The sequence below is a fragment of the Chromatocurvus halotolerans genome, assembly GCF_004340525.1.
GTDB lineage: Bacteria > Pseudomonadota > Gammaproteobacteria > Pseudomonadales > Halieaceae > Chromatocurvus > Chromatocurvus halotolerans.
Genome location: NZ_SLWX01000025.1, coordinates 1 through 26,514 on the forward strand (window position 1 = coordinate 1; position 26,514 = coordinate 26,514).

Consider the following 26,514-nt stretch of genomic DNA (forward strand, 5'->3'; position numbering starts at 1 on the left):
CCCCGAGCGAGAAGGTCTTTGTGGCCAGAGCGTCGATAGTCACCAGTTACGAGAAACCGGATGATTTACGCGGCAACTATCTTGACATCTACCGACCTGGGGTGGCATCAGAAGGAATTTCAGCGGCGGCGCTCGTTTGCCTACACGGTGGTAACGCTGGATGAGTCACAGGTTATCGGCTGCATTTATATCTATCCCACGCATCAACGCGGGTACGACGCCGAGGTATACCTCTGGGCACGCCAGAGCCGACTGGCAGATGGACTTGAAGCACGCATTTACCAAACGACAAGGGATTGGCTGGCCTCGGTCTGGCCTTTCAGCAACGTTGCGTTTCCTGCGCGGGACGTTACCTTGGAGGACTGGCGTGAAACGCCTGATGAGTGATGCTGTATCCATCTCCGGGGTGCCTTGCACCATCAGTGGCGACTGAATGTGAACGAGGAGCTAACCATGGTCAGTCCGCAATCCGTGCTTGATTATGGCAGCTGGCCTTCGCCGATAAGCGCTGAGTCACTGGTGGAAGGCAGCCGTGGACTCGGCAGCCCCCATCGGGATGGCGAATACCTGTTCTGGCTCGAATCGCGGCCCGAACAGGGTGGCCGCATGACGATCATGCGCTGGCGTGAGGGTGAGGAGCCGCTGGAGCTTTTGCCCGAGCGCTATAACGTGCGCAGTCGCCTTCAGGAATACGGCGGCGGCAGTCTGCTCGTCGCGGACGGCAGGCTGTGGTTCAGTAATTTCGCGGACCAGCGACTTTACAGCTTCGTTCCGGGTGAGGAGCCCGTTCCGATAACGCCCGAGGGCGAGCTGCGCTTCGCCGGCTGCAGTTTCGATGCCGCCAGAGACCGGCTGATCTGTATTCGTGAAGACCACCGGGAGGACGGCGAGCCGGTGAACAGTCTCGTTGCCCTGCCAACGAACGGCATGAGCGAGGGAGAGGTTCTCTTTTCGGGGACGGATTTTGTGTCGGCGCCGCGGCTGTCGCCGGATGCCACCCGCGTCGCGTTTACCACCTGGATGCACCCCAACATGCCCTGGGACAACACCCGTCTGCACAGCGCAGGCTTTGATGAGCAGGGCAGGCTCGCCAACCTGGTCACCCACAACCCCGAAAGCGCGGAGTCCGTCATTGATCCGCAGTGGCGCCGCGACAATCAATTGTTCGCCCTGTCGGACCGGGACAACTGGTGGCGCCCCTACGCCGTGAAGGGCGAGGATTTCTCGCCCCTGCCAACCGGCCTGGAGGGCGTAGAGATTGGCGGACCGAGTTGGTCAATCGGCGGTCGCTACTATCACTTCCTCGACACCGGCGAGCTCCTGGTCGTTGCCCGGCGTGGTAGCGTGGAAACCCTGCACCTTGTCGATGGCGATGGCGGTCAGCGACGGCTCGATACGGGGGCGGTCTCCTACAGCGATATCGTCATCCTCGGCGAACGGCTGTATCTCACGGCAGGTTTTGCCGGGCAGCCCACGGCCCTCGTCGAACTGGATCTGACGGGATCGATCACCAGAGTGCTGCGGCGTTCGAAGGACGAGGGGCTGGCGGTGCCCTGGATCCCGGAATTCCGGCAGGTCAGCTTTCCGGTGCCCGGTGGTGAGGCGCACGGCGTTTATCTCCCACCACAGAACCCCGATGCCGAGGCGCCGGAAGGCGAGGCACCGCCGCTGATTGTGAGCGTGCACGGCGGACCCACCGCATCGGCGGGGGTCAGCTACAATCCGGGACACTACTTCTGGACCAGTCGTGGCTTTGCCGTTCTCGACCTCAACTACCGTGGCAGCACTGGCTTTGGACGCGACTATCGCCGTGCGCTCTACGGCAACTGGGGCATCAGTGACGTGGAGGATGCGGTCGCCGGCGCAAGCTGGCTGGCGGCGCAGGGCCTTGCCGATCCTGAGCGGCTGATCATTCGCGGCGGTAGTGCCGGAGGTTACACCACGCTGGCCGCGCACGCCTTCCATGAAACCTTTGCCGCAGGCGCCTCCTATTTTGGCGTTTCTGATATCGAGGCCCTGGCCCGGGACACACACAAGTTCGAGTCTCGCTATCTCGATCAGCTTATCGGTCCCTATCCCGAGCGTCGCGATCTGTATATCGAGCGCTCGCCAATTCATGCGCTGGAGGGTTTCTCGGCACCGCTGATTCTCCTGCAGGGCCTGGATGACCCCATCGTGCCACCGAACCAGTCGGAGGCCATTCATGCAGCATTGAAGGACAAAGGCGTGCCCACCGCCTACATTGCCTACGAGGGCGAGTCACACGGCTTTCGCCGGGCCGAAAACCAGATTTCCTCGCGCCAGGCCGAACTCTACTTTTATGGCCGTGTGCTGGGATTTGAACCCGCGGATAACTTGCCGGCTGTGGCAATCGACAACCTGGGCGCGCCATCGCACTGAGTGACTGGAGTAATCTGCCCAGGGCTGACGGTGAGCCCCCGGTGGGAGTGCCGTTTATTGCCGGCGTGAAATGACAACAGGAATCGTGCATTATCAATGCTCGCCAGAATACGTTGGGGAAACTCAGGGAGAGTTATATGAAAAAAATAGTGGCACTGGCTGTAGGCATCATTGCCTTCAGCAATGGGGTAAATGCACAGAATGAAAGTGATGCGGCAGAAGCCGCACCGAAACTGACGGGTCTGAAAGTCGAAGCGGCGGCCATGGTCGACGAGAAAAGAAAGCTCACCCAGGAAATTGTCGACAGCCTGTTCTCCTTTTCGGAGCTGGCGTTTCAGGAGTTCGAATCGCAGCGCTACCTGACCGACATGCTGGAAGCCAAGGGCTTCAGCATAGAGATGGGGGTTTCCGGTCTGCCCAGCGCGTGGTGGGCTACCTGGGGCAGCGGCAAGCCGGTCATCGCACTGGGTTCTGACGTCGACGGCATTCCCAAGTCGTCCCAGGTGCCCGGTGTGCCTTATCGCAAGGCGCTCGTCGAGGGCGCACCCGGACACGGTGAGGGCCACAACTCCGGCCAGGCGGTGAACATTACTGCGGCGCTTGCGGTGAAAGCGATCATGGAGCGTGACGGCCTCCCTGGCACGATCGTGGTCTGGCCGGGTGTCGCCGAGGAACTGGTCGGCGCCAAGGCCTGGTACGCGCGCGATGGGCGTTTTGACGGGATAGATGCGGTTCTCTTTACCCACGTCAGCGACAGCATGGAAGTCAGTTGGGGCCAGGCGACGGGTACTGGTCTGGTTTCCGTCGAATACACGTTTGAAGGCCAGTCGGCTCATGCAGCGGGGGATCCCTGGAAAGGGCGAAGCGCTCTCGATGCCATTGAGCTGATGAGCGTGGGCTGGAATTATCGTCGCGAGCACCTGCGTCCGCTGCAGCGATCGCATTCCGTCATCACCGACGGCGGCGATCAGCCGAACGTCGTTCCATCAAAGGCATCGGCCTGGTACTTCATCCGCGAGATAACCGCGGATCATATTCGCGAAAACTTCGCGACGCTGCAGCGGGTCGCCGAGGGCGCGGCCATGATGACGGATACCACGGTGTCGCGGCGCATCATCGGTGCCGCCTATCCACGACATTTCAACAAGCCTATCGCCGAGGCCATGTACGAGAATATGCGCGCCGTCGGCATGCCGGACTGGTCAGACGATGATCAGGCCTTTGCGCGGGTGTTTCAGGAGTACATGAAGGCTGACGAAATTACCGGCCTGAAGACCGAGATAGAAGAACTTGCCGCACCCCGGGAAGAGCCCAAGTCGGGCGGATCCGATGATATCGGCGATGTGTCCTGGAGCGTTCCGACCGTAACCCTGCGCTTTCCTTCCAATATCGACGGCAGGACCGGACATCACTGGTCCAGCGCTATTGCTATGGCGACGCCCGTTGCCCACAAGGGTGCGACGGCTGGCGCGAAAGTCATCGCGGCAACCATGATCGATCTGCTGCAGGACCCTGATCTGGTGGAGAGTGCCTGGACTTACTACCGCGAGGAGCAGACGGCGAATGAATCCTATGTGCCGTTTATCAGCGCTGATGATCCGCCGGCCATCGACAAGAATGTCGAGATAATGGCCACGTACCGGGATGAACTGCGCAAGTACTACTACGACCCCTCGAAGTACGAGACCTACCTTGAGCAGTTGGGTGTGGAGTATCCGCTGCTCACGGGTCCGGATAGCGAGTAGCGCTACCGCGCACATTGACGCTCGGCAGTGACGTTAACGGTTCTGCCGAGCCGTCATTAGTGCGCTGTGTGCGATCGACAGCACATTGGCGGCTTGAAGAGGCCCTGAATCCACCGCTAAGCAAACAGAAGGAGCATCCTGTATGGAGAATCTACTCGCCGCCTGGCATCCCCGTGTACTGAGTATTCTGAGGATTATCTCGGCGTTCCTGATGATGCAGCATGGTGGACAGAAGGTGCTGGGATTTCCCGCTCCGCCGCGTAGTGAATTTGATCTCTTTTCGCTGTCGGGGGTTGCCGGCGTGCTTGAGCTCTTCGGCGGTCTGCTTCTGCTGGTCGGGTTTTTCACCCGCCCTGTCGCGTTCGTTCTTTCCGGGCTTATGGCGGTTGCCTACTTCATGGCGCACGCGCCCCAGGGATTCTGGCCCATGGTGAATGGCGGTGAGCTGGCAGTGCTATATTGCTTTGTTTTCCTGTATCTGTCCGTGGCAGGCGGTGGAGAATGGAGTCTTGATCATGTCCTGCGCGGGGGGACGCGGGGCGGTAGCGCCTGACCCCACGCGATAGCACTCAGCTCCCTTCGCTAATGATTGCCTCTGCTTCAATCTCGACGCGATAATCATCACCAACCAGGCGAGCCTCGACCAGTGTATTGGCCGGCCGAATGTCGGAGAATCGCTGTCCGTGTGCCCGCGCCACTGGCTCCCAGTCATTGAGGTCGCGCACGAAGATTCGTGTGCGCACCACGTCCTCAAGGCGCCCGCCGAGCGAGCGCAGCGCGCCTTCAATCTTGTCGATGATGAAATGCGTCTGCGACATGGGGTCACTGCCGCCGATGACCCTGTCTCCGTGTGTGGCGGTGGTGCCTGAGACGAGTATCCGGTCACCGACGCGGACTGCGCGCGAGAAACCTGCTAGCGCCTCCCAGGAGGTGCCAGAGCCGGCCAGCACCCGATCCTCTCCCACGGACTGGGTCGGGAAGGGTGGCGGCATCTCATTCAGGTGGTGGCTGAGGTCGCCCGATGCGGTGAGGAAGGGCGGTTTGCGGTATTCATCGCCGCAGTCGCCGGGGATGGGGGTCAACGCGGTCAGCGCTGATCTGACGGCGGCGTGGTCTTCGGCAGTCAACTCCAGGGCCTGTAGACGCAGGTTGTCAGTGATGTGTTCGCTCTCGCCAAGTCGGGCGCCGATGAGCACAGCCGCTACCGCCGGATGATCAAGAATGCAGCGCGTCGCTACATTGGCCATGGACACACTGCGGGCCTCGGCAATCTGCTGCAGTGTGCTAAGCAGTGCCTGATAGGGTTCCCAGCCGCCGGCCGCATCGATATAGCGCTTGTATTTCATCTGTGACCAGGTGGCGAGGGCTTCGTTGGAAGGTTCGGTCTTGCCGAGCCAGCGCTCACTGAGAAACCCCCCCGCCAGAGTGCCGAAAGCCAGCAACTTGACGCCGCGTTCTGCGCAAAGCTGAGCCATCTGCCCGCTCGCGCGCTGATCCAGCAGCGAAAAGCAAAGCTGGTTGCTTACCACCTCGATTCCGGAGTCAAGCACCACCCGAAGGTGCGCGGTGTCGAAATTGGTCAGGCCGATATGGCCAATCAGGCCCTCCGCCTTGAGCGCCTGAAGATGGTGCAGATCGTCGATGTAACTGAGGTCGCCATAGTTCCAGGTGTGGTACTGCAGCAGGTCGATGCGATCTGTCTGCAGACGCTTCAGGGCGCGCTCGATGGCGGTGCGTACCGTCTCTGCCGATGATCCGCCGGGCTCCGGTACCCACTTCGTGAGCACCCGGTAGCTGTCACCCGGATTGCAGTTCGACCGGAACAGGCCCGCAATGTCCTCGGCGGAGCCGTAGTGGTCCGCCATATCGAAGGTTGTCAGGCCGGCATCGACATAAGGTTGCATGCTCTGCGCGGCGGAGAGGAGGTCCACGCTGCGGTCATCGCGTTCCATGTCGGCGATCTGCCAGAGCCCGGTGACCACACGATTGATCCGAAGGTCGGGGGCGAGATCAGTGTAAAGTGTATCGGGGGTTGGATTGACCATGGGCTTTGCGGTTCCTGAGCGACGTGACAACGGAGTCGGAAAGTTACACGCCATCCGCGAGGTCAACAAGTCTGTCGTCGCGATTGCCTTCGGCATGTCCATAAAGCCGCTGTACGCCGCGCAGGTCGCCGGATTGCAGATCGTGAAACGCCTCTGTATAGCGAAACCCCATCACCTGTCCTGAAGGCCCCGGATGGTCCAGGCCAATGGCGTGGCCTATCTCGTGAATCAATGTGTAGCGCAGATCGTAAACACTCTCATTGCCGTCAAAGCCGACCTTCCAGACCTCTTCAGGGTTCAGACAAACCAGCGCCTGTTCAATGGCGTGTACGCCGTCATCGGCATCGGCGGTGTAGGCAACATTGGCGAATGCCCGCCGTCGTGGCTCCCCCTGCGCGCCGATGACAATATCGGCATCGCGAATGTCTGATACCTCATGAAAAGACAGGTTTGCAGCACGCTCCCAGACACGGAATGCGGAGGCTGTCTCGCGCGCGAGAGTTTCCATTGGGAGATGTTCCCCAGCAAGCGCGTCAGCCGGCGCCAGATGACCACAGTTGCGTGCATCTGCCAGCCAGGCCCGTCTGTCATCCATATGCAGTGTCTCGCGGGCGAAGGCGTAGCTGATGCGAGCTCCGATACCCAGTCGCCGTTCACCCCACTTCACGTTGTAGCCATCACGCTCCAATAGTCGATAACCGTCCTCAGCGGCCTGGGCCGATGCGGGAATTGCCAGACAGCCGGCCGTAATCAATGCCAGCATGAACCCGTGCGCACGCGTCGCTTTTCTCACCGCAGTCTCCTGGCAACGAAGGAATCGTGGCATCGCCTCAGAAAGCGCGTTCTGATGGCGCGCGGGTGTGTTCGGTTGGCACAGCGAAAAGTGCGATGCCGCACTGACGAAAGGCCCCGCTTTTGCCCACAATAAAAGGGGCGGTACCTCTGGCTCCTGTGCTGCTGCTGAGCCTGAAAATGACGCTACCGACTGCAGCTGGGCCTGTCAATTTCGCGACGGAATAATGCTAAGCACGTCGCAGAAAGCGTTTCCCGGTCATCGCGCGTGCGGAGGCTGAATGGTCTATCATGCGAGCACGACTTTAATCCGGGCTTTTCTGGCATGCGCGTGATTCCGATGCTGGCGACGGTGCTGACCCTGATCGGCGTTTCGGGCGCCGCAAGTTCACAGTCCCCGGGAGACTCATCCTCCGCCGATTACCCTCATGGCCCCGATGCCATTCCATTACTGAACGAAATCTGGGAAGTCGCGGCAGAGAGCATCTATCCCTCGCACCTCGCAAAGCGGTTTGATCCGCTGACGCTGGAGACCCTTGAAGGCCGGCTTCGGGCAGATGACAGCCTGGCCCTCGCCGACGCGCTTAACCCCTTTCTCGGCAGTCTTGGCGTGTCGCACACCCGATTCTATGACCGCCGGCACCAGAGCTATTATTTTCTTCGATCCCTTTTCTCAACGCGGGATCTGGATTCGCCACAGCTGTATACCATTGGCGTTCAACTGGACGAGCACAGCCCCGGCCTTGTTCGTGCCGTCCTGGAAGGGTCGCCCGCCGCAAGCGCCGGAATCCAGCGGCAAGATCGCTTGCTGGCCGTCGATGGAACCCCGTTCACGTCTCTGCTCCAATGGCAGCGGCCCGCTGCCACCCGCATACACCTCCTGCGGGAGGGCAGGGAGCACGAGATCGTGCTCACCCCGGTGCTTCAGAGTTACCACCGCGCATTGGCGAGTGCCACCCGTGCAAGCCGACAGGTCATGCACTGCGGCGGTCGACGTATCGGGTATCTGCATCTCTGGGCAGGCACGCACGAGACGTTTCTGGAAACATTGAAGGAAAGCGTTACCGACGCCCTGGAAGGGCAGCTCGATGGATTCATTCTGGACCTGCGGGATGGCTATGGTGGAGCCTGGTGGCCCTATCTTGATCCGTTCTACCCGGATCGTGCCAATTATTTCACTTACACGACGACGGACAGCAATGGCACGAGTAGTCCGGTGCAGGCCGAACCCGGGGTCAACGAAAAATCCTGGATGGGGCCGCTGGCGGTGATCATCAACAGCGGCACTCGCAGTGGCAAGGAGTCTCTGGCCTATCAGTTTCGAAAGGAAGATAACGTTACCGTTCTGGGCACGACGACTGCAGGAGCCTTTACAGCCGGCCGCGGCGTATTTGCTGACCGTGACGTCGATTATATTTTCTATCTTTCCGTTCAGGAGCTTTCGCTGGATGGGACGGTGATAGAGGGGGAGGGTGTCATGCCCGACATCGTCATCCAGGGCAATGTCGGTCGCGATGCACCACTCGCCGCGGCTCTTGCCCATCTGGCTCTTCGCGCAACTTTTTTACCGGCACAGGCAGCGGCCCTGGAAAGTTCTGCTGCGCGGAAAACCGCAGGCCCTTTGACCCGCGGGGCGAATCGAGCAATCCTGTCCAGCTGTGACGCGTGAGGAGGAACTGCCAATGCAAGCGCTGCGAACACCGGATGCGCGATTCGAGAGTCTCTCCGGCTATGGTTTCGACCCCCAGTATTTGCAGGTGGGCGACCAAGAGGGGGCTGACTGCGTCTGCACTATCTCGATGAGGGCCGGGGCTAGCGTTTCCGTCCACCTTTGAAGGCAGCAGGATGAAGACGCTTGCCTTACAGCTGCAGGGAGGCATGAGTACGCTGTTGGTGGTCTTGGCGGCCTTGTTCTGGGGCCTCTCCGGCGGCATAGGCGCCATTCTCCTGGCCGACGGCTGGGACACCTTTGTGCTGGCGGTGTACCGGGGGGGTATCGGGCTGCTGCTCGTCTGTGTCTGGCTGGCATTGCGTCCAGCCCGGGCCGGACTGGGAAATTACCGTCTGTGGCTCTGGTCGGCAGTCGCGGGAATTGGCGTTGCCGGCAATTTCTCGTTCTACTTTATCAGTATCAGGGAGGGTAGCGTGGCAGTGGCGGCAACGCTGATGTATTGCGCCCCGGTGTTTGTCTACCTTGCCTCCTTCCTGCTTGGGCTTGAGCGCGCCACCCGCGCCAAGGCGGTGGCGGTGGTTGTTGTGGTGCTGGGAATTGTCCTGCTGACTGGCGTATACAACGTCGATGCACAGGCCATCACTCCGACGGGTGTCGGCGCCGGCCTTATCGCAGGTCTTGCCTACGCGGTGTTTATCTTCGGCTTCAAGTACGCTGCGCGCCATGGCAGCCCACAGGCCGTTCTCGCCATCGCGTTCGCCACACTGGTGGCGCTCCTGATCGCCTTTGCCGGGGTCGGGTCGGTGATGGCCGCGATGAATTCAGCCGTCTGGCCACTGTTCCTGGCGCTGGGGCTGCTCGGTGGAGGGTTGTCTTTCATCTGCTACGTCATCGGCCTGAAGTATACTGCGCCCGCCGTGGCGTCACTGGTGGCGATGGTAGAGCCGGTAACGGCATCGCTGTTCGGGGTGTTGGTGCTGAGTGACAATCTGGCTGCGGTGCAGTTTGTCGGCATGGCGCTGATTCTGGTCACAGTGACGTCGCTTGGCGTATCGTCGGGTGCCCGATGAAAGCGACGCTGACACACAAGGAACCCCGATGAGCGTGAAAGACCATTTTGAACTTCTGGCACTTTACAACCAGACAATGAACACGAATATCTACCAGGCAGCCAGCCGGCTCCCGGCCGGGGATCTTATCGAGCACCGGGGCGCTTTTTTTGGTTCCATTCTCGGGACACTGAATCATATCGTCGTGGGCGACACCATCTGGCTGCAGCGCTTCTCCGGACACCCCGGCAGCCCGGATTGCCTGCGCGAAGTGGCTGAACTGCCGTCGCCGACGCGACTGGATCAGATCCTCTTTGAGGATCTGGATCGCCTGCGCGAACATCGCATCTGGCTGGATCGGCAGATCATCAGCTGGATCAGCGAACTCACCAAGGCAGATCTCGATTCCCTTTTCAGTTTCCACAGTATGAAGGGGATTCCCTCCAGCAAGCGATTCTCGAGCGTGATTCTTCATTTTTTCAATCATCAGACTCACCACCGTGGGCAGGTCTCCACGCTGCTGGCGCAGGCAGGGGTGGATGTCGGGGTGACGGATCTGCTGGTGATGGTTCCCGAGGAGGGTCAGCCGGCCTGATAGACACCTTGATTCCTGACAGTGTGTTTCACCGGATTCACTGTGATCGCTTGAATTCACCCGCAACAGGCGCATGATACAGATCTCTGCGGGCCCGCCTTGAAAACGGCCGGGCCTGCTTTCGTCCGGCAGGGGAATTCGCTTGTCCATCGCCGCATGGTTCCTGATTATTGGCAGTCTGTTGATCCTGATGGGCCTGCGCTCGACCTTCCTGCAGCGTTTCCAGCTCACTCCCACCCTGGTGTACCTGGCCGTCGGGGTGATTCTGGGCCCCTCGATTGTTGGCGCGTTTCACTTCAATCCGCTGGAGCAGGCCCACCTGCTGGAAGTCCTCGCCGAAATCGCCGTGCTGGTGTCCCTGTTCGTTGCCGGCATGAAGATGCCGGTTCCTTTCATCTGGCGCGAGTGGCGCGTGCCGGTACGGCTTGCGTTTGTCTCTATGACCATCAGCGTCGCCCTGACCGCCGCGTTCGGATTCTATGTGCTGGCGCTGCCGCTCGGTGCCGCCGTTCTTCTCGGCGCTGTTCTGGCGCCGACAGACCCGGTGCTCGCGACCGAGGTCCAGGTTCGACACATGGGTGACAAGGATCCGCTGCGTTTCACGCTGACCAGCGAAGCGGGCATGAACGATGGCACGGCATTTCCCTTCATCATGCTCGGCTTGCTTCTGCTGTCGCCTCCGACTGGCTACGAGGCGCTGGGCATGTGGGTACTGAAGGATGTCCTGTGGTCCACCCTCTCGGCGCTGACCGTGGGGCTCGTGCTGGGTCGCCTGCTGGCGCACGTGGTTCACAGGCAGCGATTTGTCGATATCGGGGATCGGCTGCTGGGCGATTTTCTTGGCCTCGGCCTGATCGGCGTGGTCTATGGTGTTTGCCTGTTCATCGAATCCTGGGGCTTCCTTGGCGTTTTCGCCGCAGCTCTCTCCTTTCGCCAGTCTGAGCTGAAGCTCGACTGGCGGGCAACCGCGGCGGGCGGCCCGGAGCCCACGCATACACCCCCCGCGCAGCAGGTGGGATCCACGCTGAAACCCAGCCCGCAGGTGTCCGAGGGGTCACTGGAGTTCAAGGAGTCGCTGGAGCGCCTGTCCGAGGTGGCCCTCGTTCTGCTTCTGGGCGGCATGCTGTTCCTTGACTCCTGGAGTCTCAGGGCCGTCGCTCTGGCCCTGTTTCTGTTTGTTGTCGTCAGGCCCGTCAGTGTTCTCGTCGGGCTGATCGGTTCCGGCGCCCCCATGAAGCTGAGAATGCTGGTTGGCTGGTTCGGCGTGCGTGGCATCGGCTCCATCTACTACCTGATGTTCGCTATTGTCGCAGGCCTTCCCGAGGAACTGGCCCTGCAGTTGATCCACGTCACCTTGATTGTCATTGTGCTGTCGATAATCGTGCACGGGCTTACCGTCAAGCCGATGATGTCGAAGTGGTGGCCATAGTGGGCCGTTAAGAGGCGTTCCGGGCGTGCTTCATATTGCTCTGCATTTCATCGTTCCGCTGCTGGTTGCCCTGGCCGTTTATCGGCCTCGCTGGCGATCTGCGACACTCATCATGGCAGCGACCATGCTTGTCGACGTCGACCACCTGTTGGCTGATCCGGTCTATGATCCCGACCGCTGCTCCATCGGTTTTCATCCGCTGCATTCCACAGAAACGATCGCGGTCTACGCTGCGCTGTTCGCGATTCCCCTGTTGCTCCGCCGGACGGCTGTGGCGGAGCCTTTGGGAAAGGCGCTGGGTGTCGTACATCTGGCGGGGCTGGGGTTACTGATTCACATGGCGCTTGACGCCCTGGATTGTGTGGTCTGACCGGCTGCAGCGAACGGAGAAGGGGGGGTTGCAATGCCGGAAGGCCGATATGCGCGAATTGCACAGCGGACAATCGGGAAGCCGCTGGCCGTGGCGCGCGCCGCGTGCCGCTGCGTCGCGCTGCTTGCCTGCACGTCAGTTGCCTTCACGCTGGCTGCGTGCTCGTCCCGTGATGCTCCATCAATGGTGCCGTCCGCGTCCTTCTGGCAGCTCGGTGAGCATGTAGAACCGCTGCGTATCGCGTCGTGCCCTTCAGGAACGGCGCCGGAGCGGGGTGTGAGTGTTGCACTTGACGTGAGCAAGGTGACGCTAAGCGACGTGGATCCGGATAAGGATCTTCCCGGGGCGGCATTCGTCGCCGGCTGGCACCTCAGCAGCGCCGACCCGGCTTTCGGCGGGCTGTCCGGTCTGGTGGCCGAGCCCGACGGTAATCTCCTTGCCGTTTCCGACGAGGGTGCCTTCGTCTGGATCCGGATGACCGATGGCACCCCCTCGGCCGCACGTATTGCACCCATGCGCGATGCCAGCGGCGCGGTGATTGCCGATAAACGATGGCGTGACGCGGAGGGTCTCGACCTGCGCGAGGGCATGGCGTTCGTGAGTTTCGAGCGCGAACACCGGGTTCTCGCGTTCGATCTCGCGGGCTGCGGCGCGGCGGCCCGGGGTGTCAGCGTCGCGCAATTCGGCAGCCGTATTGCCGGACTGCGCGATGCGATGCCGGCGAACGGGGGTGCCGAGGGCCTGGCGCTGACCGAGGAGGGTGAATTGCTTCTGGCCATCGAATCCCCGGAGTCTGGCCTGCCCATTGCGCAGCTGGACGCCATGGGCACTGCCAGGCTTGTCGGGCTTATTCCCCGGCGTGGCGCGCCCGTCCTTACCGGCATTGACCGGGCTGGCGCCACGCTTTACGCGGTGTTGCGCAGCTACACGCCACTGGTGGGGAATGTCATTGAGGTCGTCGCCCTCCCGCTGCCGGGTCGAGAGTCGATCCTGCCAGCCAGGCGGATCCTTCGTCTGGAGCCGCGTCACGGCACGGACAACTTTGAGGGTATTGCGCTGCAGCGGCGAGGGGATAGCAGCCTGCGCCTGTGGCTGGTGTCGGACGACAACTTTTCAAGCCGGCAACGCACGCTGCTTTATGCCTTTGATCTGCGATCGCCCGTACAGTCCAGCGGGTCCTGAACCCAGGAGCGTTGCCCGGCCGGGGCAGGTGTGCCGCAGCAGTGCGACCTCACCAGTTCGCGCTGTGATAGACGTTCTGCACGTCGTCCAGGTAGTTGAGCATGTCCAGCAGCTTCTCCATTGTCTGAATATCGTCGTCGGATTCCAGCGTCACTGAGGTCTGCGGCACAAACTGCACCTCGTCGACCTCGAACTCGATGGGTCCGAAGGTATCCAGCAGCGCCTGGCGTGCCTTGAAGTGATCGGATTGTGGAACGAAGGCGCTGATCATGCCGTCTTCGCACTCGATCTCGGTGACATCGGCATCTGCTTCCATCAGCGCTTCCAGCGCAGCCTCTTCATCGTCTCCGGGAAAAACCAGAATCGCACTGTGGTCGAACAGATGGCTGACGCTGCCGGGCGTTCCCAGCTTGCACTTGGTCTTGGTAAAGCAGAGGCGCACATCGCCGAAGGTGCGGTTATTGTTGTCCGTGAGGCACTCCACGATAACCATACTGCCGGCTGGCCCGAAGCCCTCGTAGCGGGCGAGCGCGAAATCCTCGCCACCACCGCCTTTTGCCTTGTCGATGGCTTTTTCAATGACATGCGCAGGCACCTGGTCACGCTTGGCGCGCTCCAGCAGGCTGCGCAGGGCAAGATTGCCGTCGGGATCCGTCCCGCCTGCCTTGCCCGTGACATAGATCTCCCGGGCATACTTGCTGTAGACGCGGGCTTTGGCATCGGAGGTCTTGGCAATGGAATCCTTGCGGTTCTGGTAAGCGCGGCCCATGCGGGTGTCCTGTGTTGCAGATTCGAGGCGGTGAATTGTGCACGATGGGGCGGCGTCAGGTGAAGCGTAAATGTGTGTCCCCGCGGCGGACTCCGCTGAGCGTGGAGCGCCGCACGGAGCAAGGGTTTACCGGCATGATAGGCTATCTGCACATTTTTTATGTTACGGAGGCCAGTATGAACAGTGCCGCCACGCAGGAAGCCCGCCTGTATCGCATGCAGACCCGCGAACACGTCTGTCCCTTCGGGCTCAAGACTCTCGATCTTCTCAAGCGCGAGGGCTACCAGGTTGATGACCACACGCTGACATCACGTGAGGAAATCGACGCGTTCAAGTCCGAGCATGGCGTGGATACCACGCCGCAGGTCTTTATTGCCAGCGAGCGGATCGGCGGCTATGAGGAGGTGCGGGAGCACCTGGGACTGGATGTCCCGGATAGCGACGAGACCACCTATGCGCCGGTTATTGTCCTTTTTGCAACGGCCCTTGCCATGGGGGTGGCAATGCACTGGCAGGTATGGGGGACGCTCGTGAGCCCTTTCCTGGCAGAGTATGCCATCGCTATCGCGATGACCCTGCTCGGACTGCAGAAGCTCAAGGATATCGAAAGCTTCAGCACCATGTTTCTGAACTACGATCTGCTGGCGCAGCGCCAGGTGCGTTACGGCTACGTCTACCCTTACGCGGAAACCCTGGCCGGTATTCTGATGCTGGCGGGCGCCCTGATCTGGCTGGCGGCGCCCATCGCCCTGTTCATTGGAACCGTGGGCGCGATATCGGTGTTCAAGGCGGTTTATATCGACCGCCGCGAACTCAAGTGCGCCTGTGTCGGCGGCGACAGCAACGTGCCGCTGGGGTTTGTCTCGCTCACCGAAAACCTCATCATGATGGGCATGGGGATCTGGATGCCGCTGCGTCTCTACGTACTGTAGAGCCCCGGGCGGCAGCGGATTCGACGCGGATGTCAGCCACCGTAGTGTTCCGAGTCTGTTCCGGCGAGCGCGGAAATGTTCAGCAGTCCACGGGCGGTGATGGATGGCGTGACGATGTGTGCGCGATTGTTCATGCCCATCAGTATCGGGCCGACCTCGAGCGCGCCGGCGCGCATCTTGAGAATATTGCGCACCCCTGAGGCGGCGTCGCTGTTGGCAAAAACCAGCACGTTTGCAGGCCCTTCCAGTCGTGAGTCCGGGAAAATGCGTCGACGCAGTTCCGGATCCAGGGCGCTGTCCGTGTGCATTTCGCCCTCGTAGTCGAAGTCGGGCTCGCGCAGCGCCAGCAGTTCCAGCGCCCTGCGCATGCGGCGGCCGGTGTCGATATCCAGGTTGCCGAACTGGGAATGCGAACACAGGGCGATGTTCGGGGTCAGGCCGAAGCGACGCACATGCTGTGCCGCCCCCATGACGGTTTCCATGATCTGCTCGGGTGTGGGTTCCGGATGGACATGGGTATCGGCAATGAACAGCGGCTCGTCTTCCATGATCATCAGAGACAGCGCGCCGAGCGGCTTGCGTCCGTCGCGGGCGAGCACCTGGCTGACGTAGTTCAGGTGCCAGAGGTACTGGCCGAAAGTGCCGCAAACCAGGCTGTCGGCGTCTCCCCGGTGCACCATGATCGCGGCGATAGCGGTCGTGTTGGTGCGCATGATCACCCGCGCCAGATCCGGCGTGACGCCGCGTCGGGCCATCAGCTTGAGATAGGTCTCCCAGTAATCCCGGTAGCGGGCATCATCCGCCGGGTTGACGATATCGTAATGCTCGCCGGGTCGGATGGTCAGACCCGCGCGCTCGCTCTGGCTGGCGATAACGTCCGGGCGACCGATGAGAATAGGACGGTCGGTCATCTCCTCGACGATCGCCTGGGCAGTGCGCAGCACGCGCTCGTCCTCGCCCTCGGCAAACACGATACGTCGCTGCGACTGTGCGGCGGCGGCAAACACGGGACGCATCAGCAGCGCCGACCGGAACACGGAACCGTCGAGACGTGCCTTGTAGGCGGCGAAATCGTCGACCGGCCGCGTCGCCACGCCCGACTCGATGGCCGCCTTCGCCACCGCGGTTGCCACCACGCCCATCAGCCTTGGGTCGAACGGTTTGGGAATCAGGTAGTCGGGCCCGAATACCAGCTGCTCGCCCTGGTAGGCAGCGGCGGCCTCGGCGCTGGTGGTCGCCCGCGCCAGCGCCGCGATGCCCTCGATACAGCCAATCTGCATGGCATCGTTGATTTCCGTCGCGCCCACATCCAGCGCGCCGCGAAAGATGAACGGGAAGCAGAGCACGTTGTTGACCTGGTTCGGGTAGTCCGAGCGGCCGGTGGCAATGATGGCGTCGGGGGCTACCGAGCGCACCTCATCGGGCATGATCTCCGGGTTCGGGTTTGCCAGCGCGAACACCACGGGTCGTGGCGCCATCTTTTTCACCATGTCTGCGTTCAGGGCGCCCGGCCCGGACAGACCCAGGAAAAAGTCGGCGTCGTCAATCACGTCGTCCAGGCTGCGTCCGCTGCTGTCCTGCGCAAAGGCCGCTTTCTGTGGGTTCATGTCCTCCGTGCGGCCCGCGTAGACCAGCCCGTGGATATCGCACAGCCAGATATTTTCACGGCGTACACCCAGCTTGACGAGCATGTTCAGGCAGGCGATGCCCGCCGCGCCGCCGCCGGCGGAGACGACCTTGATGTCCTCGAAGCGCTTTCCGGCCAGCATCAGGGCGTTGGTGGCAGCTGCGCCGACCACAATGGCGGTGCCGTGCTGGTCGTCATGGAAAACCGGGATGTTCATGCGCTCGCGGCAGAGCTTTTCGACGATGAAGCAATCCGGTGCCTTGATGTCCTCGAGGTTGATGGCGCCGAAGGACGGCTCCAGGGCGCAGATGATGCTGGCCAGTTTCTCGGGGTCAGACTCGTTAAGCTCAAGGTCAAAGCAGTCGATATTGGCAAACTTCTTGAACAGGACCGCCTTGCCTTCCATCACCGGCTTTGCCGCCAGCGGTCCGATATTGCCAAGACCCAGCACCGCGCTGCCGTTGCTGACAACCGCGACGAGATTGCCGCGGGCGGTATAGTCGGCGGCCCGCTGCGGGTCTTTCTGGATTTCGATGCAGGCCTCGGCCACCCCGGGCGAATAGGCGCGGGCGAGGTCCTGGCCGTTGGCCAGCGGCTTGGTAGCGCGGATTTCCAGCTTCCCCGGCTTGGGATGCGAGTGGTAGTGCAGGGCAGCCTGACGAGCGGCTTCCCGGTTTTTGCTGTTGTCCATGGTGCGTCCGCCCTGAAAAAAACCCGAGTATAAAGCATCGGCGCCGGGCCTGACGCGTGCGCAGACGTATTGTCATTTTTGGCGCGTCTTGCCAATTATTGTTTTTGCGACCGCTCTGGGGCACCAACACGCACGAGCGCCGGGCATCAGCAGTTCTGAAATATCGTTAACAATCAATAGCATGGAATCGCTGGAAGCGTGATGCCAGGATCTGGCCTGTTACTTGCTAACATTTCAGGATTGTCACTGCCCGGGCGGGTTACCGCATCGAAATGTGGTGCAGGCGGCGTTCCAGCCGTGGTTTGATTCACTGGAGGCAAGCATGCTCACGGATCCCATTGTTCTCGCGCGCATTCAGTTCGCGACCAATATCAGCTTTCATATCCTGTTCCCCGCGATCACCATCGGTCTCGCGTGGCTTTTGCTGTTCTTTCGCTGGCGCTACACGGTCACCGGTAATCGGGACTGGGAGCACGCCTATGGCTTCTGGGTCAAGGTATTCGCCCTGACCTTCGCCATGGGCGTGGTCTCCGGTATCACCATGAGCTTCCAGTTCGGCACCAACTGGCCGGGTTTCATGGAGAAGGCTGGCAATGTGGCCGGGCCCCTGCTGGGCTATGAGGTGCTAAGCGCGTTTTTTCTCGAGGCGTCGTTTCTTGGGATCATGCTGTTTGGCAAGGATCGCGTCTCCAACCGCATGCATCTCACCGCGACCTTCCTCGTGGCCTTTGGCACCACCCTGTCGGCATTCTGGATACTGAGTCTGAACTCGTGGATGCAGACGCCCACCGGCTACAGCGTCGACAACGGTGTGATCATGGTGGAGAGCTGGTGGGAGGTGATCTTCAATCCCTCCTTCCCCTACCGCTTCTTCCATATGCTGGTAGCGTCCATCCTTACCAGCGCCTTTCTGGTCGCCGGCGTCAGTGCCTGGCGCATGCGCGGCGGTGTGGCCGGTTCCGGCACGCTCAAGGTCATGCGCACCGGTGTGCTGGTGGCGGCTGTGGCGGCGCCGCTGCAGATCGTTCTCGGCGACCTGCATGGCCTGAACACACTGGAGCATCAGCCGGCAAAGGTGGCGGCCATGGAGGCGGTGTGGGAAACCCAAGCCGGGGCGCCTTTCACGATTTTCGCACTGCCCGACGCGGAAAGCCGCAGTAACCGCTTTGCGCTGGAAGTGCCCTATGCCGCGAGTCTGATTCTCACGCATGAGGTGGACGGTGAAGTGGTGGGGCTGAATGACTTCGAGGGTGACCATCCACCGGTTGGCATCGTGTTCTGGTCGTTCCGTATCATGCTTGCAATCGGCGCGCTGATGCTGATTGTCGCGTGGTGGGCGGCCTGGCAGCTGCGCGCGGGCCAGCCGTCGGGGGATGGAACGGCCGGTGGCCGGCAGCCCGGTGGTCGGCACCCCGGGCCTGCACTCCTGCTCGCCCTGTCGGCAATGACCTTCTCTGGCTGGGTTGCCGTGCTGGCGGGCTGGTACGTCACGGAAATCGGCCGCCAGCCCTGGATCGTGGAGGGTCTCCTGCGGGTCAGCGATGTCGCCGCTGATCACAGTGCGGCTACCGTGGGTGGCACGCTCTTCGGCTACGTGCTGCTGTACGCGTTTCTGCTGCTGTCCTACGTCGCCGCCCTCCGGCAGCTGGCGCTGAAGCCCGCCGCATCGCTGACGCTGGCGTCAGCCCGCGCCGACACGCAATTGCCGCAGGGAGCCTGAGCATGGAGTACTGGTTACCGATCATTTACATGGGCGTGATGGGCCTGGCGCTACTCATCTACGTGATCCTCGATGGCTATGATCTCGGGGTCGGCATGCTGATGCCATTTGCCACCGAGGAGGAGAAGGACCTGATGGTGGCTTCCATCGGCCCCTTCTGGGATGCCAACGAGACCTGGATTGTCCTGGGCGTCGGCGTGCTGCTGATCGCCTTTCCCGTGGCCCATGGCATGGTGCTGACGCATCTGTATTTTCCGGTGACGCTCATGCTCATGGGGCTGATCCTGCGCGGGGTGGCTTTCGATCTGCGGGTCAAGGCGGGTGATCATCGAAGGACGCTGTGGAACCGGGCGTTCTTTGGGGGTTCCCTGCTGGCGTCCATGTGCCAGGGCTGGATGCTCGGCGCCTACGTGACCGGGCTGCAGTCATCGGCAACGGAGTGGCTGTTTGCCAGCCTGATTGCCCTGATGCTGCCGGCCCTTTACCTGTTGCTGGGCTGTGGCTGGCTGATCATGAAGGCCGAGGGGGCGCTTCTGCACAAGTCCATAGTCTGGGCGCGCCGGGCGGTCTGGCCCATGGGCGTCGGGCTGCTGCTGGTGTCGATCGCAACACCGCTGGTCAGTGCCGACATCGCGGCGCGCTGGTTCCACTGGCCCAATGTCCTGTGGCTGGCGCCGGTGCCGCTGCTATCCCTCGGAGCCTACGCGACGATCATCTACGTGCTGCGCCGCGATGAACTGCTGGATCGCGGCCAGGGCTGGATCCTGTTTGCCGCCACCATGGCCATTTGTGTGCTGGCCAGCGTGGGGCTTGCCTACAGTCTCTTTCCGTACATCGTGATCGGACAGCTCACCATCTGGGAGGCCTCCGCATCCGTGAAGTCGCTGCAGTTCGCGCTGGTCGGCGTGGTACTCACTCTGCCGATGATCCTGTTCTACACCGTGTATGTGTACCGGGTGTTTCACGGCAAGGTGACGGCGCTCAGCTACGGATGACGGCGGGTGGCCCCACCCGCAGGGTCGACGGGGGTTAGCGGGCGGGAGATGCCTGCGCCCCGGGGGCTCCCAGATAGCGACCGGTCAGGACGCCGGCGGTGATGGAGCCGTTCACGTTCAGTGACGTCCGCGCCATGTCGATCAGCGGCTCGATCGATATCAGCAGTGCCGCCACCGTCACCGGAAAGCCCATGGCCGGAAGCACAATAAACGCCGCAAAGGTCGCACCACCGCCAACCCCGGCAACGCCAAAGGAGCTGATCGCAATGATACCCACCAGGCCGGCAATGAAGGAGGGATCCATTGGGTTGACGCCCATGCTCGGTGCCACCATGGTGGCCAGCATGGCCGGATAAATACCCGCGCAGCCGTTCTGGCCGATGGTGGCGCCAAAGCTGGCCGCCAGGTTCGCGATCGGCGGTGGCACGTTCAGGGCATCGATCTGGGTTTCCACGCTGAGCGGAATGCTGGCGGCGGAGCTGCGTGAGGTAAAGGCGAAGGTGAGCACGGGCCATACCTTCTGGATATAGTGGATCACGTTGATGCCGCTCAGAGCGAGCAGGGTTGCATGCACGCCGAACATGATCGCGATGGCGAGGTACGACGCGGCGATGAAGCCCAGCAGGTTGAGAATGTCCGAGGCATCGGAGCCTGCCACGACGCGGGTAATCAGCGCGAGTATGCCGTAGGGCGTCAGCGCCATGATCATCTGCACCAGCTTCATGACGATGGCCTGGGCTGTGTCGATGAACTCGCGGATGGCGCGACCGCGCTCCGGGTTCTCGCGGGAGACACCCAGGGCAGCGATACCGAACAGGATGCCGAAAATCACCACGCCGATAATCGAGGTCGGCCGTGCCTCGGTCAGGTCGAGGAAGACATTGGACGGAATGAAGCGCACCAGCATGTCGGCGAGTCCCAGATCGCCGAATTCCGCATACTGGCTGCTGAGATCACGCGCGCTCTCCATCTCCCGGGCACCACGCGTGAGGCTCTCGGCGGAGAGACCGAACAGGCGGGTGACGCTGATGCCCACCAGCGCGGCAATCATGGTGGTGCCGATCAGAATGCCAATGACCATGCCGCCGATCCGGCCGAGGGCCGCGACATCCTGCATGCGCACCACGGCGGCAATCATCATGACCAGCACCAGCGGCGTGATAATCATGCGCAGCAGGTTGATATAGCTGCTGCCTATGACGCCGGTCCACACCAGCGTGTCATCGATGATCTGCGCCTGAGAGGCATATAACAGCTGCAGGGCAAGCCCGAAAAGCACGCCGGCGATCAGACCGGCGAGGATGCGCCGGGACAGCGTGATTCGAGGTCCACGCAGGCGTGACAGCGCAACGATAACGCCGGCAAAGGCGATCAGGTTGAGAATAACAGGAGCAGACATACCGGACCTCGCAAGGGGGGCAGCGCGCAGGATGGCGCGCGCGGCGGCAGAATACAACCAGTGGCCCAGCTGAGGACGTCGACCGGCGTTGTCAGATGCCGCTACAGCAGGGGGTGAGGTACAGTGCTTCCACGGCTCGCCCACATTGGCACACACATGCGTTATGCTGAAGGTGATTGGCGGAATTCGAAAGGAGTATCGTGATGCAGCGCTGTTTACGTGATTGGGTGGTACTGTCTCTGCTGGCGGCCATGACGCTGCCCGTTGTTGCCGCACGCGAAATCTCATCGCTCCCCGAGGGGGATGAGAAAAACCTGGTGGAGGCCGTATGCAGTGGTTGCCACAGTATCAGCGTCATTACCCGCTCCGCCGGCTTTGCCTCGGCGGCGGAGTGGCGGGCACTGATCGACAGCATGGTGGATCTTGCCGATCCGCAGGCAGAGACACTCGCGTCATACCTGGCGCAGGCCATTGAACCCGACGAGAGCCGCCGCCCAACGCTGGTCGAGGGCGACACCCGTATCCGCATCGATGAGTGGCTGGTGCCTACGCTGGGTCAGCGTTCCCGCGATCCGGTAGAGACCCCGGACGGCATGATCTGGTGGACGGGCATGTGGGCCAGCCTCATCGGTCGGCTGGATCCGCAAAGCGGCGACATGGCGGAGTACCACCTGCCGCCGGCGGCGCGTCCGCACAGTATCGTGCCCGACAGCGACGGAAATCTCTGGTACCTCGGCAACAGCAACGCCACCATCGGTCGCCTCGATCCCGACACGGGGCTGATACAGGAATACGCCACCGAGGCACGGGATCCCCACACCGGCGTTTTTCACCCCAACGGACAATTTTACTTTACCGCGCAGCACGCGGGGCGGCTGGGTCGGCTCGACCCCGACACGGGCGATATCCACGAGGTGGAGACACGCCAGCGGCCCTATGGCATACGCGTGGGCCCCGAGGGTCGGCTCTGGGTCGCCTATAACGGTACCAACAGTATTGGTGCCATGGCGCCGGACAGCATGGAGGTAACCTATTTCGAGTTGCCCGACCCCGCGTCGCGCGTGCGCCGGCTTGACCTCGACAGCGAGGGGCGGGTCTGGTTCGTGAACTCCAGCCTGGGCCGCATCGGCCGACTCGATCCCGCCACCGGTGGCATACAGGAGTGGCCCTCGCCGAGCGGACCCGATTCTCACCCCTATGCGCTGGCAGTGATCGACGATGTGGTCTGGTACAACGAGTCCGGCATGCGCCCGGATGCGCTGGTGCGGTTCGATCCGGCGACCGAGCAGTTCCAGAGCTGGGCCATTCCGTCGGGCGTCGGCATCATACGGCACATGTGGGTGACGGCTGCCGGCGAGTTGCTGATCCACCAGAGCAGTAGCAATCGCGTCGGCCGCGTCAGGATAGAGCCCTGACCATGTGGCTCAGGACCCGCTGCGAGCTGGAATTCACCATTACCGAGCCCACGCCCTTCGTACTCATGCTGCGACCTTACCGCGGCCCCAACCAGTGGGTCGCGCAGGAGGAGTGTCGACTGTCGCCGACGGTGGCAGCCTCGGAATTCATCGACACGTTCGGCAATCTGTGCCTGCGCCTGGTGGCTCCGCCGGGCGAGTTTGCGGTACATGCCTCGGCTGAGGTGATGACCGCGGACAACTCGGATCGCGGGCCCGGCGCGCCATTTATCGAGGTTCAGCACTTGCCCGACTCGGCGCTGTCCTATCTCCTCCCCAGTCGTTACTGCGAGTCGGACCGCTTCCACACCATGGCGAGCGAGATCACGGCCGGTCAGCAACCCGGTTACAATCAGGTAGCGGCCATCGAATCCTGGCTCCGCGAGCGTATCCGCTATCTGCCCGGGACCAGCGAATTTCCCGAATCGGCGGTTGAGGTCAACCTGCGTCAGTCCGGTGTCTGTCGTGACCTCACGCATCTGGGTATTGCCCTGTGTCGCAGTCTCAGTATCCCGTCCCGGATTGTAGTGGGCTATCTGCACGATCTGCAGCCGATGGACATGCACGCCTGGTTCGAGGCCTATGTGGGAGGGCGCTGGTATACCTTTGACGCGACCCAGGAGAACCTGCGCCGCGGCTATGTGGTCATCGGCTACGGCCGCGACGCGGCGGATGTGGCGCTTTACAACCAGTTCGGTGCGCCAGTGAACTGCAACCGCCAGGAAACCCGTGTCGAACGTATTGATTGAACGGGCCGCGCGCGATGGGCGCAGCGGCACATGAGAGGTGGAAAGACATGCGGCAAATCAAATGGCTTATCCTGCTGGCGGCATTTCTGTCGCTGTCGGGATGCCTCGGCATGCCGGATGGCGTGGAGCCGGTCGGTGACTTCGAGGCCGAGCGCTACCTGGGCCGCTGGTACGAGATAGCGCGGCTCGATCACAGCTTTGAGCGTGGACTGGAGTCAGTCAACGCAACGTACAGTGTCCGTGACGATGGCGGGATAAAAGTGGTCAATCGCGGTTTCGATACCGAGGACGGCGAATGGCGTGAAGCGGTGGGCAAGGCGTACTTCGTGGAAGATGACAGCATCGCCCATCTCAAGGTGTCCTTCTTCGGCCCGTTCTACGGCTCCTACGTGGTATTCGACCTGGATAAGAACGATTACGAAACCGCATTTTTGTCCGGTTACAATCACTCCTATCTGTGGTTGCTGGCACGTTCACCCTCAGTCGACGACGCCGTCAAGGACGATTTCGTGCGTCAGGCCGAGGCGCTGGGCTTTGCCATCGACGATCTCGTTTGGGTGGATCAGTCGCGCGACGCGGATTCGCAGTAACACCGGAGCTGCGGGACCTGGGTAGTCCCGCAGCGTATCTCTTCGCAGGTTTTACAGACGCCTCTCGTCGCTGCGATCGATCAGGCGCCACTGACGCTTGCCCTCGACATCCTCGGTGTAGCGGTATTTTACCTTCGCGCCATGCGGCGCATCGACGATGTCGTTGTCGCTCGGAACCTTGAACTGTATCCGGCGGCTGCGATCCGCGCGTGACATGCGGCAGGGGGCTTCTTCGCCGCGTTCGGCGGTGCGGAACACCAGGCGGACTTCTTCGCTACCGGAAGCGGCGCGGGTCTGGTTGACGGTGCCTTCCAGAATACAGTCCTGGGTGATTTCGGCGTGCGCCTGTGTCGCGAGAACCAGCGCGAGTGCGGATGCAATGCTGAAGCCTGTTTTCATGGTTTGTCTCCTTCGCCTCCCGGCGATAAAACTCCCTTGGCTGGGGAGCTGTGGCAGTCTGGCGCTGGCGGCATGATGTCCTGCTACCGTTTGCGCCCTTATTCATAGGGTTGTCATATTCCTGTCATATAAAAATGTTAGGGACGACCCGATATTATGTCGACGCCTCACGAAAAGCCAGACTGTAACCGTACTGTCACAATAAATTCATAAACGACGCGTTGGCGCAGGATTGATTAAACCCTTATTAAATCCTTTAAAAACAGTGGCTTGTGGCTTTTTCGCGTCAGTCGAATATGCCGTGGACAAACCACTGCCGCTCAATCCGGTCAAAAAATACCCAGAATGCCTCGCCGAGGGCATTTTTTGCCACGAAATAGTCGCGACTGGCGGGGCGGTGCCACCAGCCGTCCTCGATGCGCTCCGGACCGCAGACCAGCGTCAGCAGGCCGTTCCAGTACAGCGTCTGTGAGTCCTGCTGGCGCGCAGGCTGCGGCTGTGGCAGCAGCCAGAAGGGTCGCAGCGAGGTATGTGCGTGGCTCGTGTGTCGCATCGAGGCGGGCTCGGCTGTGCACTGTACGGCGAATTCCGGCAGATGCTCGCTGCGCGGTGCAACATGCTGCACCGCCGGCAGGCCCAGGCGGTTGCGCAGTCGGTCCGGCAGGCTCTCGAGCGGCTCGTCGTCGGCGTGGCCGAACAGGTCGGCGCTGACCTGGGTTGCGCACTCCAGCTGTGGACTTTCCAGCACGATGGTTTCCACGCCCTCGATCAAGGTCTGGCGTTCCATGCGGGCCGTGGTCAGCAGACGCCAGTGTCTGGCGCTGGTCATGCCCTCGCTGGCGCGGACGGACAGCGATTGTCGCCTGCGGTCCGCGCAGATGAAGTGCCAGTGAATCTCCCGCGTCTGCTGTTGTGTGTTGTGCAGAAAATGCTGCAGTGACTGCAGCAGCAGCGTGATGGCAGGCTGCATTTCCTGCAGATTGCCGATGTCGTAGCCGAACAGGTAGCTGTCACTGAAGGTTGACGGGGGTCTGAAATCTGCCTCGCGGTCGTGGATACGCCCGGTGATCTGCCCCAGCACAGAGACCAGCGTCTGACCGCAGCGCTTGCCGAGTGCGGATGCCGGCAAATCCAGAAGGTCGCCCAGCGTACGCAGTCCCGCCCGCTCAAGGGCGTCAATGCCCGGTGCCAGGGGGGCCAGCAGGGACAGCGGAAGCGGCGCCAGGCGCAATTCCAGAGCACGGCCCGGATCGAGCGCGATGTCGGTCGGGGCAAAGGTGAGTAGCCAGGCCGCCTTCGGCGTGGCCGCAACGCCGCTGTTGACATGGTAGCGGCGCTGCCCGAGTTCGCGATCGATCTGACGCAGGAGGCTGTGGAGCCCGCCGAACAGCCGCAGGCTGCCGCCGATTTCAAGCAGCAGGCAGTCGCCGCGCCAGGGATAGAGATTCGGCGTGATGCCGTAAGCCCAGCAGCACAGCTCCTGCAGGCAGCGGGCCTCGGCCGCGGGGTCGCGCTCGAGAAGCTGCAGGCCCTGTTCGCCACAGAGTGTCCTCGCCGTGGCGATGCCCATTCCCGGCTGCAGGCCGCAGGCGGCGGAGCTGTCGTTCATGCACAGCAATCGCTGCCGCGCCACCACGGCCCGTGGGGCGTCGTCATCCCGGCTCAGGCACTGCAGCGAAAGCCGGTTGAATCGTAAGCACAACCAGAGCATGACAAACCGATACTGTATGGATGTACAGTATCCATGATCACAGCTTGCTTCGTCTAGTGGGCCACAGCGCTTGTGCTGCGGCTGAGCATTACCGAACTTACCGCGTGGCCCACTGATATGTTGTGACCTGTCAATCGCATTCTTCCAACTTTCATGTGCTATTTTTCATGTTTTCTGCCTTTTGCAGTAAGCCCTTGGA

The 26,514-nt window shown here is 61.7% G+C and carries 23 protein-coding genes; 16 read left to right on the plus strand and 7 right to left on the minus strand.

Features of this window, described 5'->3' with window-relative positions; all coding sequences use genetic code 11:
- The first annotated feature begins 81 nt into the window (after window positions 1-81).
- From EV688_RS16545 to EV688_RS16560, 4 genes are all read left to right on the plus strand, one after another.
- Window positions 82-387, plus strand: a complete 306-nt coding sequence (locus tag EV688_RS16545; protein ID WP_131917712.1) for a hypothetical protein — start codon at window positions 82-84, stop codon at window positions 385-387.
- A gap of 48 nt (window positions 388-435) precedes the next feature.
- A complete protein-coding gene (locus tag EV688_RS16550; protein ID WP_240624469.1) occupies window positions 436-2,400 on the plus strand; it encodes a S9 family peptidase in 1,965 nt (654 codons plus the stop codon).
- Window positions 2,401-2,537: 137 nt separating this feature from the next.
- Entirely contained in the window at window positions 2,538-4,145 is a 1,608-nt protein-coding gene (locus EV688_RS16555; RefSeq protein WP_117319630.1) for an amidohydrolase, read from the plus strand.
- Between the two features lie 142 nt (window positions 4,146-4,287).
- Window positions 4,288-4,698: a DoxX family protein gene (locus EV688_RS16560; protein ID WP_117319631.1), complete on the plus strand. Its 411-nt coding sequence runs from the start codon at window positions 4,288-4,290 to the stop codon at window positions 4,696-4,698.
- Between the two features lie 16 nt (window positions 4,699-4,714).
- Here EV688_RS16560 and EV688_RS16565 read toward each other — a convergent pair whose 3' ends face one another.
- Together EV688_RS16565 and EV688_RS16570 are read right to left on the minus strand one after the other, a co-directional pair.
- A complete protein-coding gene (locus EV688_RS16565; protein WP_117319632.1) occupies window positions 4,715-6,190 on the minus strand; it encodes an aldo/keto reductase in 1,476 nt (491 codons plus the stop codon).
- Window positions 6,191-6,233: 43 nt separating this feature from the next.
- Window positions 6,234-6,983 carry a matrixin family metalloprotease gene (locus tag EV688_RS16570; RefSeq protein ID WP_205686743.1) on the minus strand — a complete coding sequence of 250 codons (750 nt, stop codon included), beginning with the start codon at window positions 6,981-6,983 and terminating at the stop codon, window positions 6,234-6,236.
- Between the two features lie 324 nt (window positions 6,984-7,307).
- Here EV688_RS16570 and EV688_RS16575 point away from each other — a divergent pair, with 324 nt between their 5' ends.
- The 6 genes from EV688_RS16575 (at window position 7,308) to EV688_RS16600 (ending at window position 13,279) form a co-directional block, all read left to right on the plus strand.
- Entirely contained in the window at window positions 7,308-8,651 is a 1,344-nt protein-coding gene (locus EV688_RS16575) for a S41 family peptidase (protein WP_117319633.1), read from the plus strand.
- A 209-nt stretch (window positions 8,652-8,860) separates the two neighbouring features.
- Window positions 8,861-9,724 (plus strand): DMT family transporter, encoded by an 864-nt coding sequence (locus EV688_RS16580; RefSeq protein ID WP_205686744.1) that lies wholly within the window; start codon window positions 8,861-8,863, stop codon window positions 9,722-9,724.
- A 28-nt stretch (window positions 9,725-9,752) separates the two neighbouring features.
- Entirely contained in the window at window positions 9,753-10,298 is a 546-nt protein-coding gene (locus EV688_RS16585; protein WP_117319635.1) for a DinB family protein, read from the plus strand.
- A gap of 142 nt (window positions 10,299-10,440) precedes the next feature.
- Window positions 10,441-11,727, plus strand: coding sequence for a cation:proton antiporter (locus EV688_RS16590; protein ID WP_117319636.1), 1,287 nt, complete (start codon window positions 10,441-10,443; stop codon window positions 11,725-11,727).
- 25 nt (window positions 11,728-11,752) lie between these two features.
- Window positions 11,753-12,097, plus strand: coding sequence for a DUF6122 family protein (locus EV688_RS16595; protein WP_117319637.1), 345 nt, complete (start codon window positions 11,753-11,755; stop codon window positions 12,095-12,097).
- A 276-nt stretch (window positions 12,098-12,373) separates the two neighbouring features.
- The gene (locus EV688_RS16600; protein WP_162884011.1) at window positions 12,374-13,279 is read left to right on the plus strand and encodes an esterase-like activity of phytase family protein; all 906 of its coding nucleotides are present in this window, start codon (window positions 12,374-12,376) and stop codon (window positions 13,277-13,279) included.
- A gap of 49 nt (window positions 13,280-13,328) precedes the next feature.
- Here the strand turns inward: EV688_RS16600 and EV688_RS16605 are convergent, their stop codons facing one another.
- Entirely contained in the window at window positions 13,329-14,048 is a 720-nt protein-coding gene (locus EV688_RS16605) for a YebC/PmpR family DNA-binding transcriptional regulator (protein WP_117319639.1), read from the minus strand.
- A 176-nt stretch (window positions 14,049-14,224) separates the two neighbouring features.
- Between EV688_RS16605 and EV688_RS16610 the strand changes: the two genes are divergently transcribed.
- Window positions 14,225-14,980 carry a MauE/DoxX family redox-associated membrane protein gene (locus EV688_RS16610; RefSeq protein WP_117319648.1) on the plus strand — a complete coding sequence of 252 codons (756 nt, stop codon included), beginning with the start codon at window positions 14,225-14,227 and terminating at the stop codon, window positions 14,978-14,980.
- Window positions 14,981-15,012: 32 nt separating this feature from the next.
- Here EV688_RS16610 and EV688_RS16615 read toward each other — a convergent pair whose 3' ends face one another.
- Window positions 15,013-17,298: an NADP-dependent malic enzyme gene (locus tag EV688_RS16615; RefSeq protein ID WP_117319640.1), complete on the minus strand. Its 2,286-nt coding sequence runs from the start codon at window positions 17,296-17,298 to the stop codon at window positions 15,013-15,015.
- A 322-nt stretch (window positions 17,299-17,620) separates the two neighbouring features.
- Here EV688_RS16615 and EV688_RS16620 point away from each other — a divergent pair, with 322 nt between their 5' ends.
- Window positions 17,621-19,018: a cytochrome ubiquinol oxidase subunit I gene (locus tag EV688_RS16620; RefSeq protein ID WP_117319649.1), complete on the plus strand. Its 1,398-nt coding sequence runs from the start codon at window positions 17,621-17,623 to the stop codon at window positions 19,016-19,018.
- A gap of 2 nt (window positions 19,019-19,020) precedes the next feature.
- Window positions 19,021-20,013, plus strand: coding sequence for a cytochrome d ubiquinol oxidase subunit II (locus EV688_RS16625; RefSeq protein ID WP_117319641.1), 993 nt, complete (start codon window positions 19,021-19,023; stop codon window positions 20,011-20,013).
- Between the two features lie 34 nt (window positions 20,014-20,047).
- Here EV688_RS16625 and EV688_RS16630 read toward each other — a convergent pair whose 3' ends face one another.
- Window positions 20,048-21,412, minus strand: coding sequence for an L-cystine transporter (locus EV688_RS16630; protein ID WP_117319642.1), 1,365 nt, complete (start codon window positions 21,410-21,412; stop codon window positions 20,048-20,050).
- Window positions 21,413-21,615: 203 nt separating this feature from the next.
- On the opposite strand from EV688_RS16630, the gene EV688_RS16635 reads away from it, so the two are divergent.
- The 3 genes from EV688_RS16635 to EV688_RS16645 are packed head-to-tail and all read left to right on the plus strand — an operon-like array spanning window position 21,616 to window position 24,205.
- Window positions 21,616-22,827 (plus strand): Vgb family protein, encoded by a 1,212-nt coding sequence (locus tag EV688_RS16635; protein ID WP_205686745.1) that lies wholly within the window; start codon window positions 21,616-21,618, stop codon window positions 22,825-22,827.
- A gap of 2 nt (window positions 22,828-22,829) precedes the next feature.
- Window positions 22,830-23,615 (plus strand): transglutaminase-like domain-containing protein, encoded by a 786-nt coding sequence (locus tag EV688_RS16640; RefSeq protein ID WP_117319643.1) that lies wholly within the window; start codon window positions 22,830-22,832, stop codon window positions 23,613-23,615.
- A 47-nt stretch (window positions 23,616-23,662) separates the two neighbouring features.
- A complete protein-coding gene (locus EV688_RS16645) occupies window positions 23,663-24,205 on the plus strand; it encodes a lipocalin family protein (RefSeq protein ID WP_117319644.1) in 543 nt (180 codons plus the stop codon).
- 51 nt (window positions 24,206-24,256) lie between these two features.
- Here EV688_RS16645 and EV688_RS16650 read toward each other — a convergent pair whose 3' ends face one another.
- Entirely contained in the window at window positions 24,257-24,604 is a 348-nt protein-coding gene (locus EV688_RS16650; RefSeq protein WP_117319645.1) for a hypothetical protein, read from the minus strand.
- Between the two features lie 286 nt (window positions 24,605-24,890).
- Complete coding sequence (locus EV688_RS16655; RefSeq protein WP_117319646.1) at window positions 24,891-26,315, minus strand: Y-family DNA polymerase; 1,425 nt, start codon at window positions 26,313-26,315, stop codon at window positions 24,891-24,893.
- Window positions 26,316-26,514 lie beyond the last annotated feature (199 nt).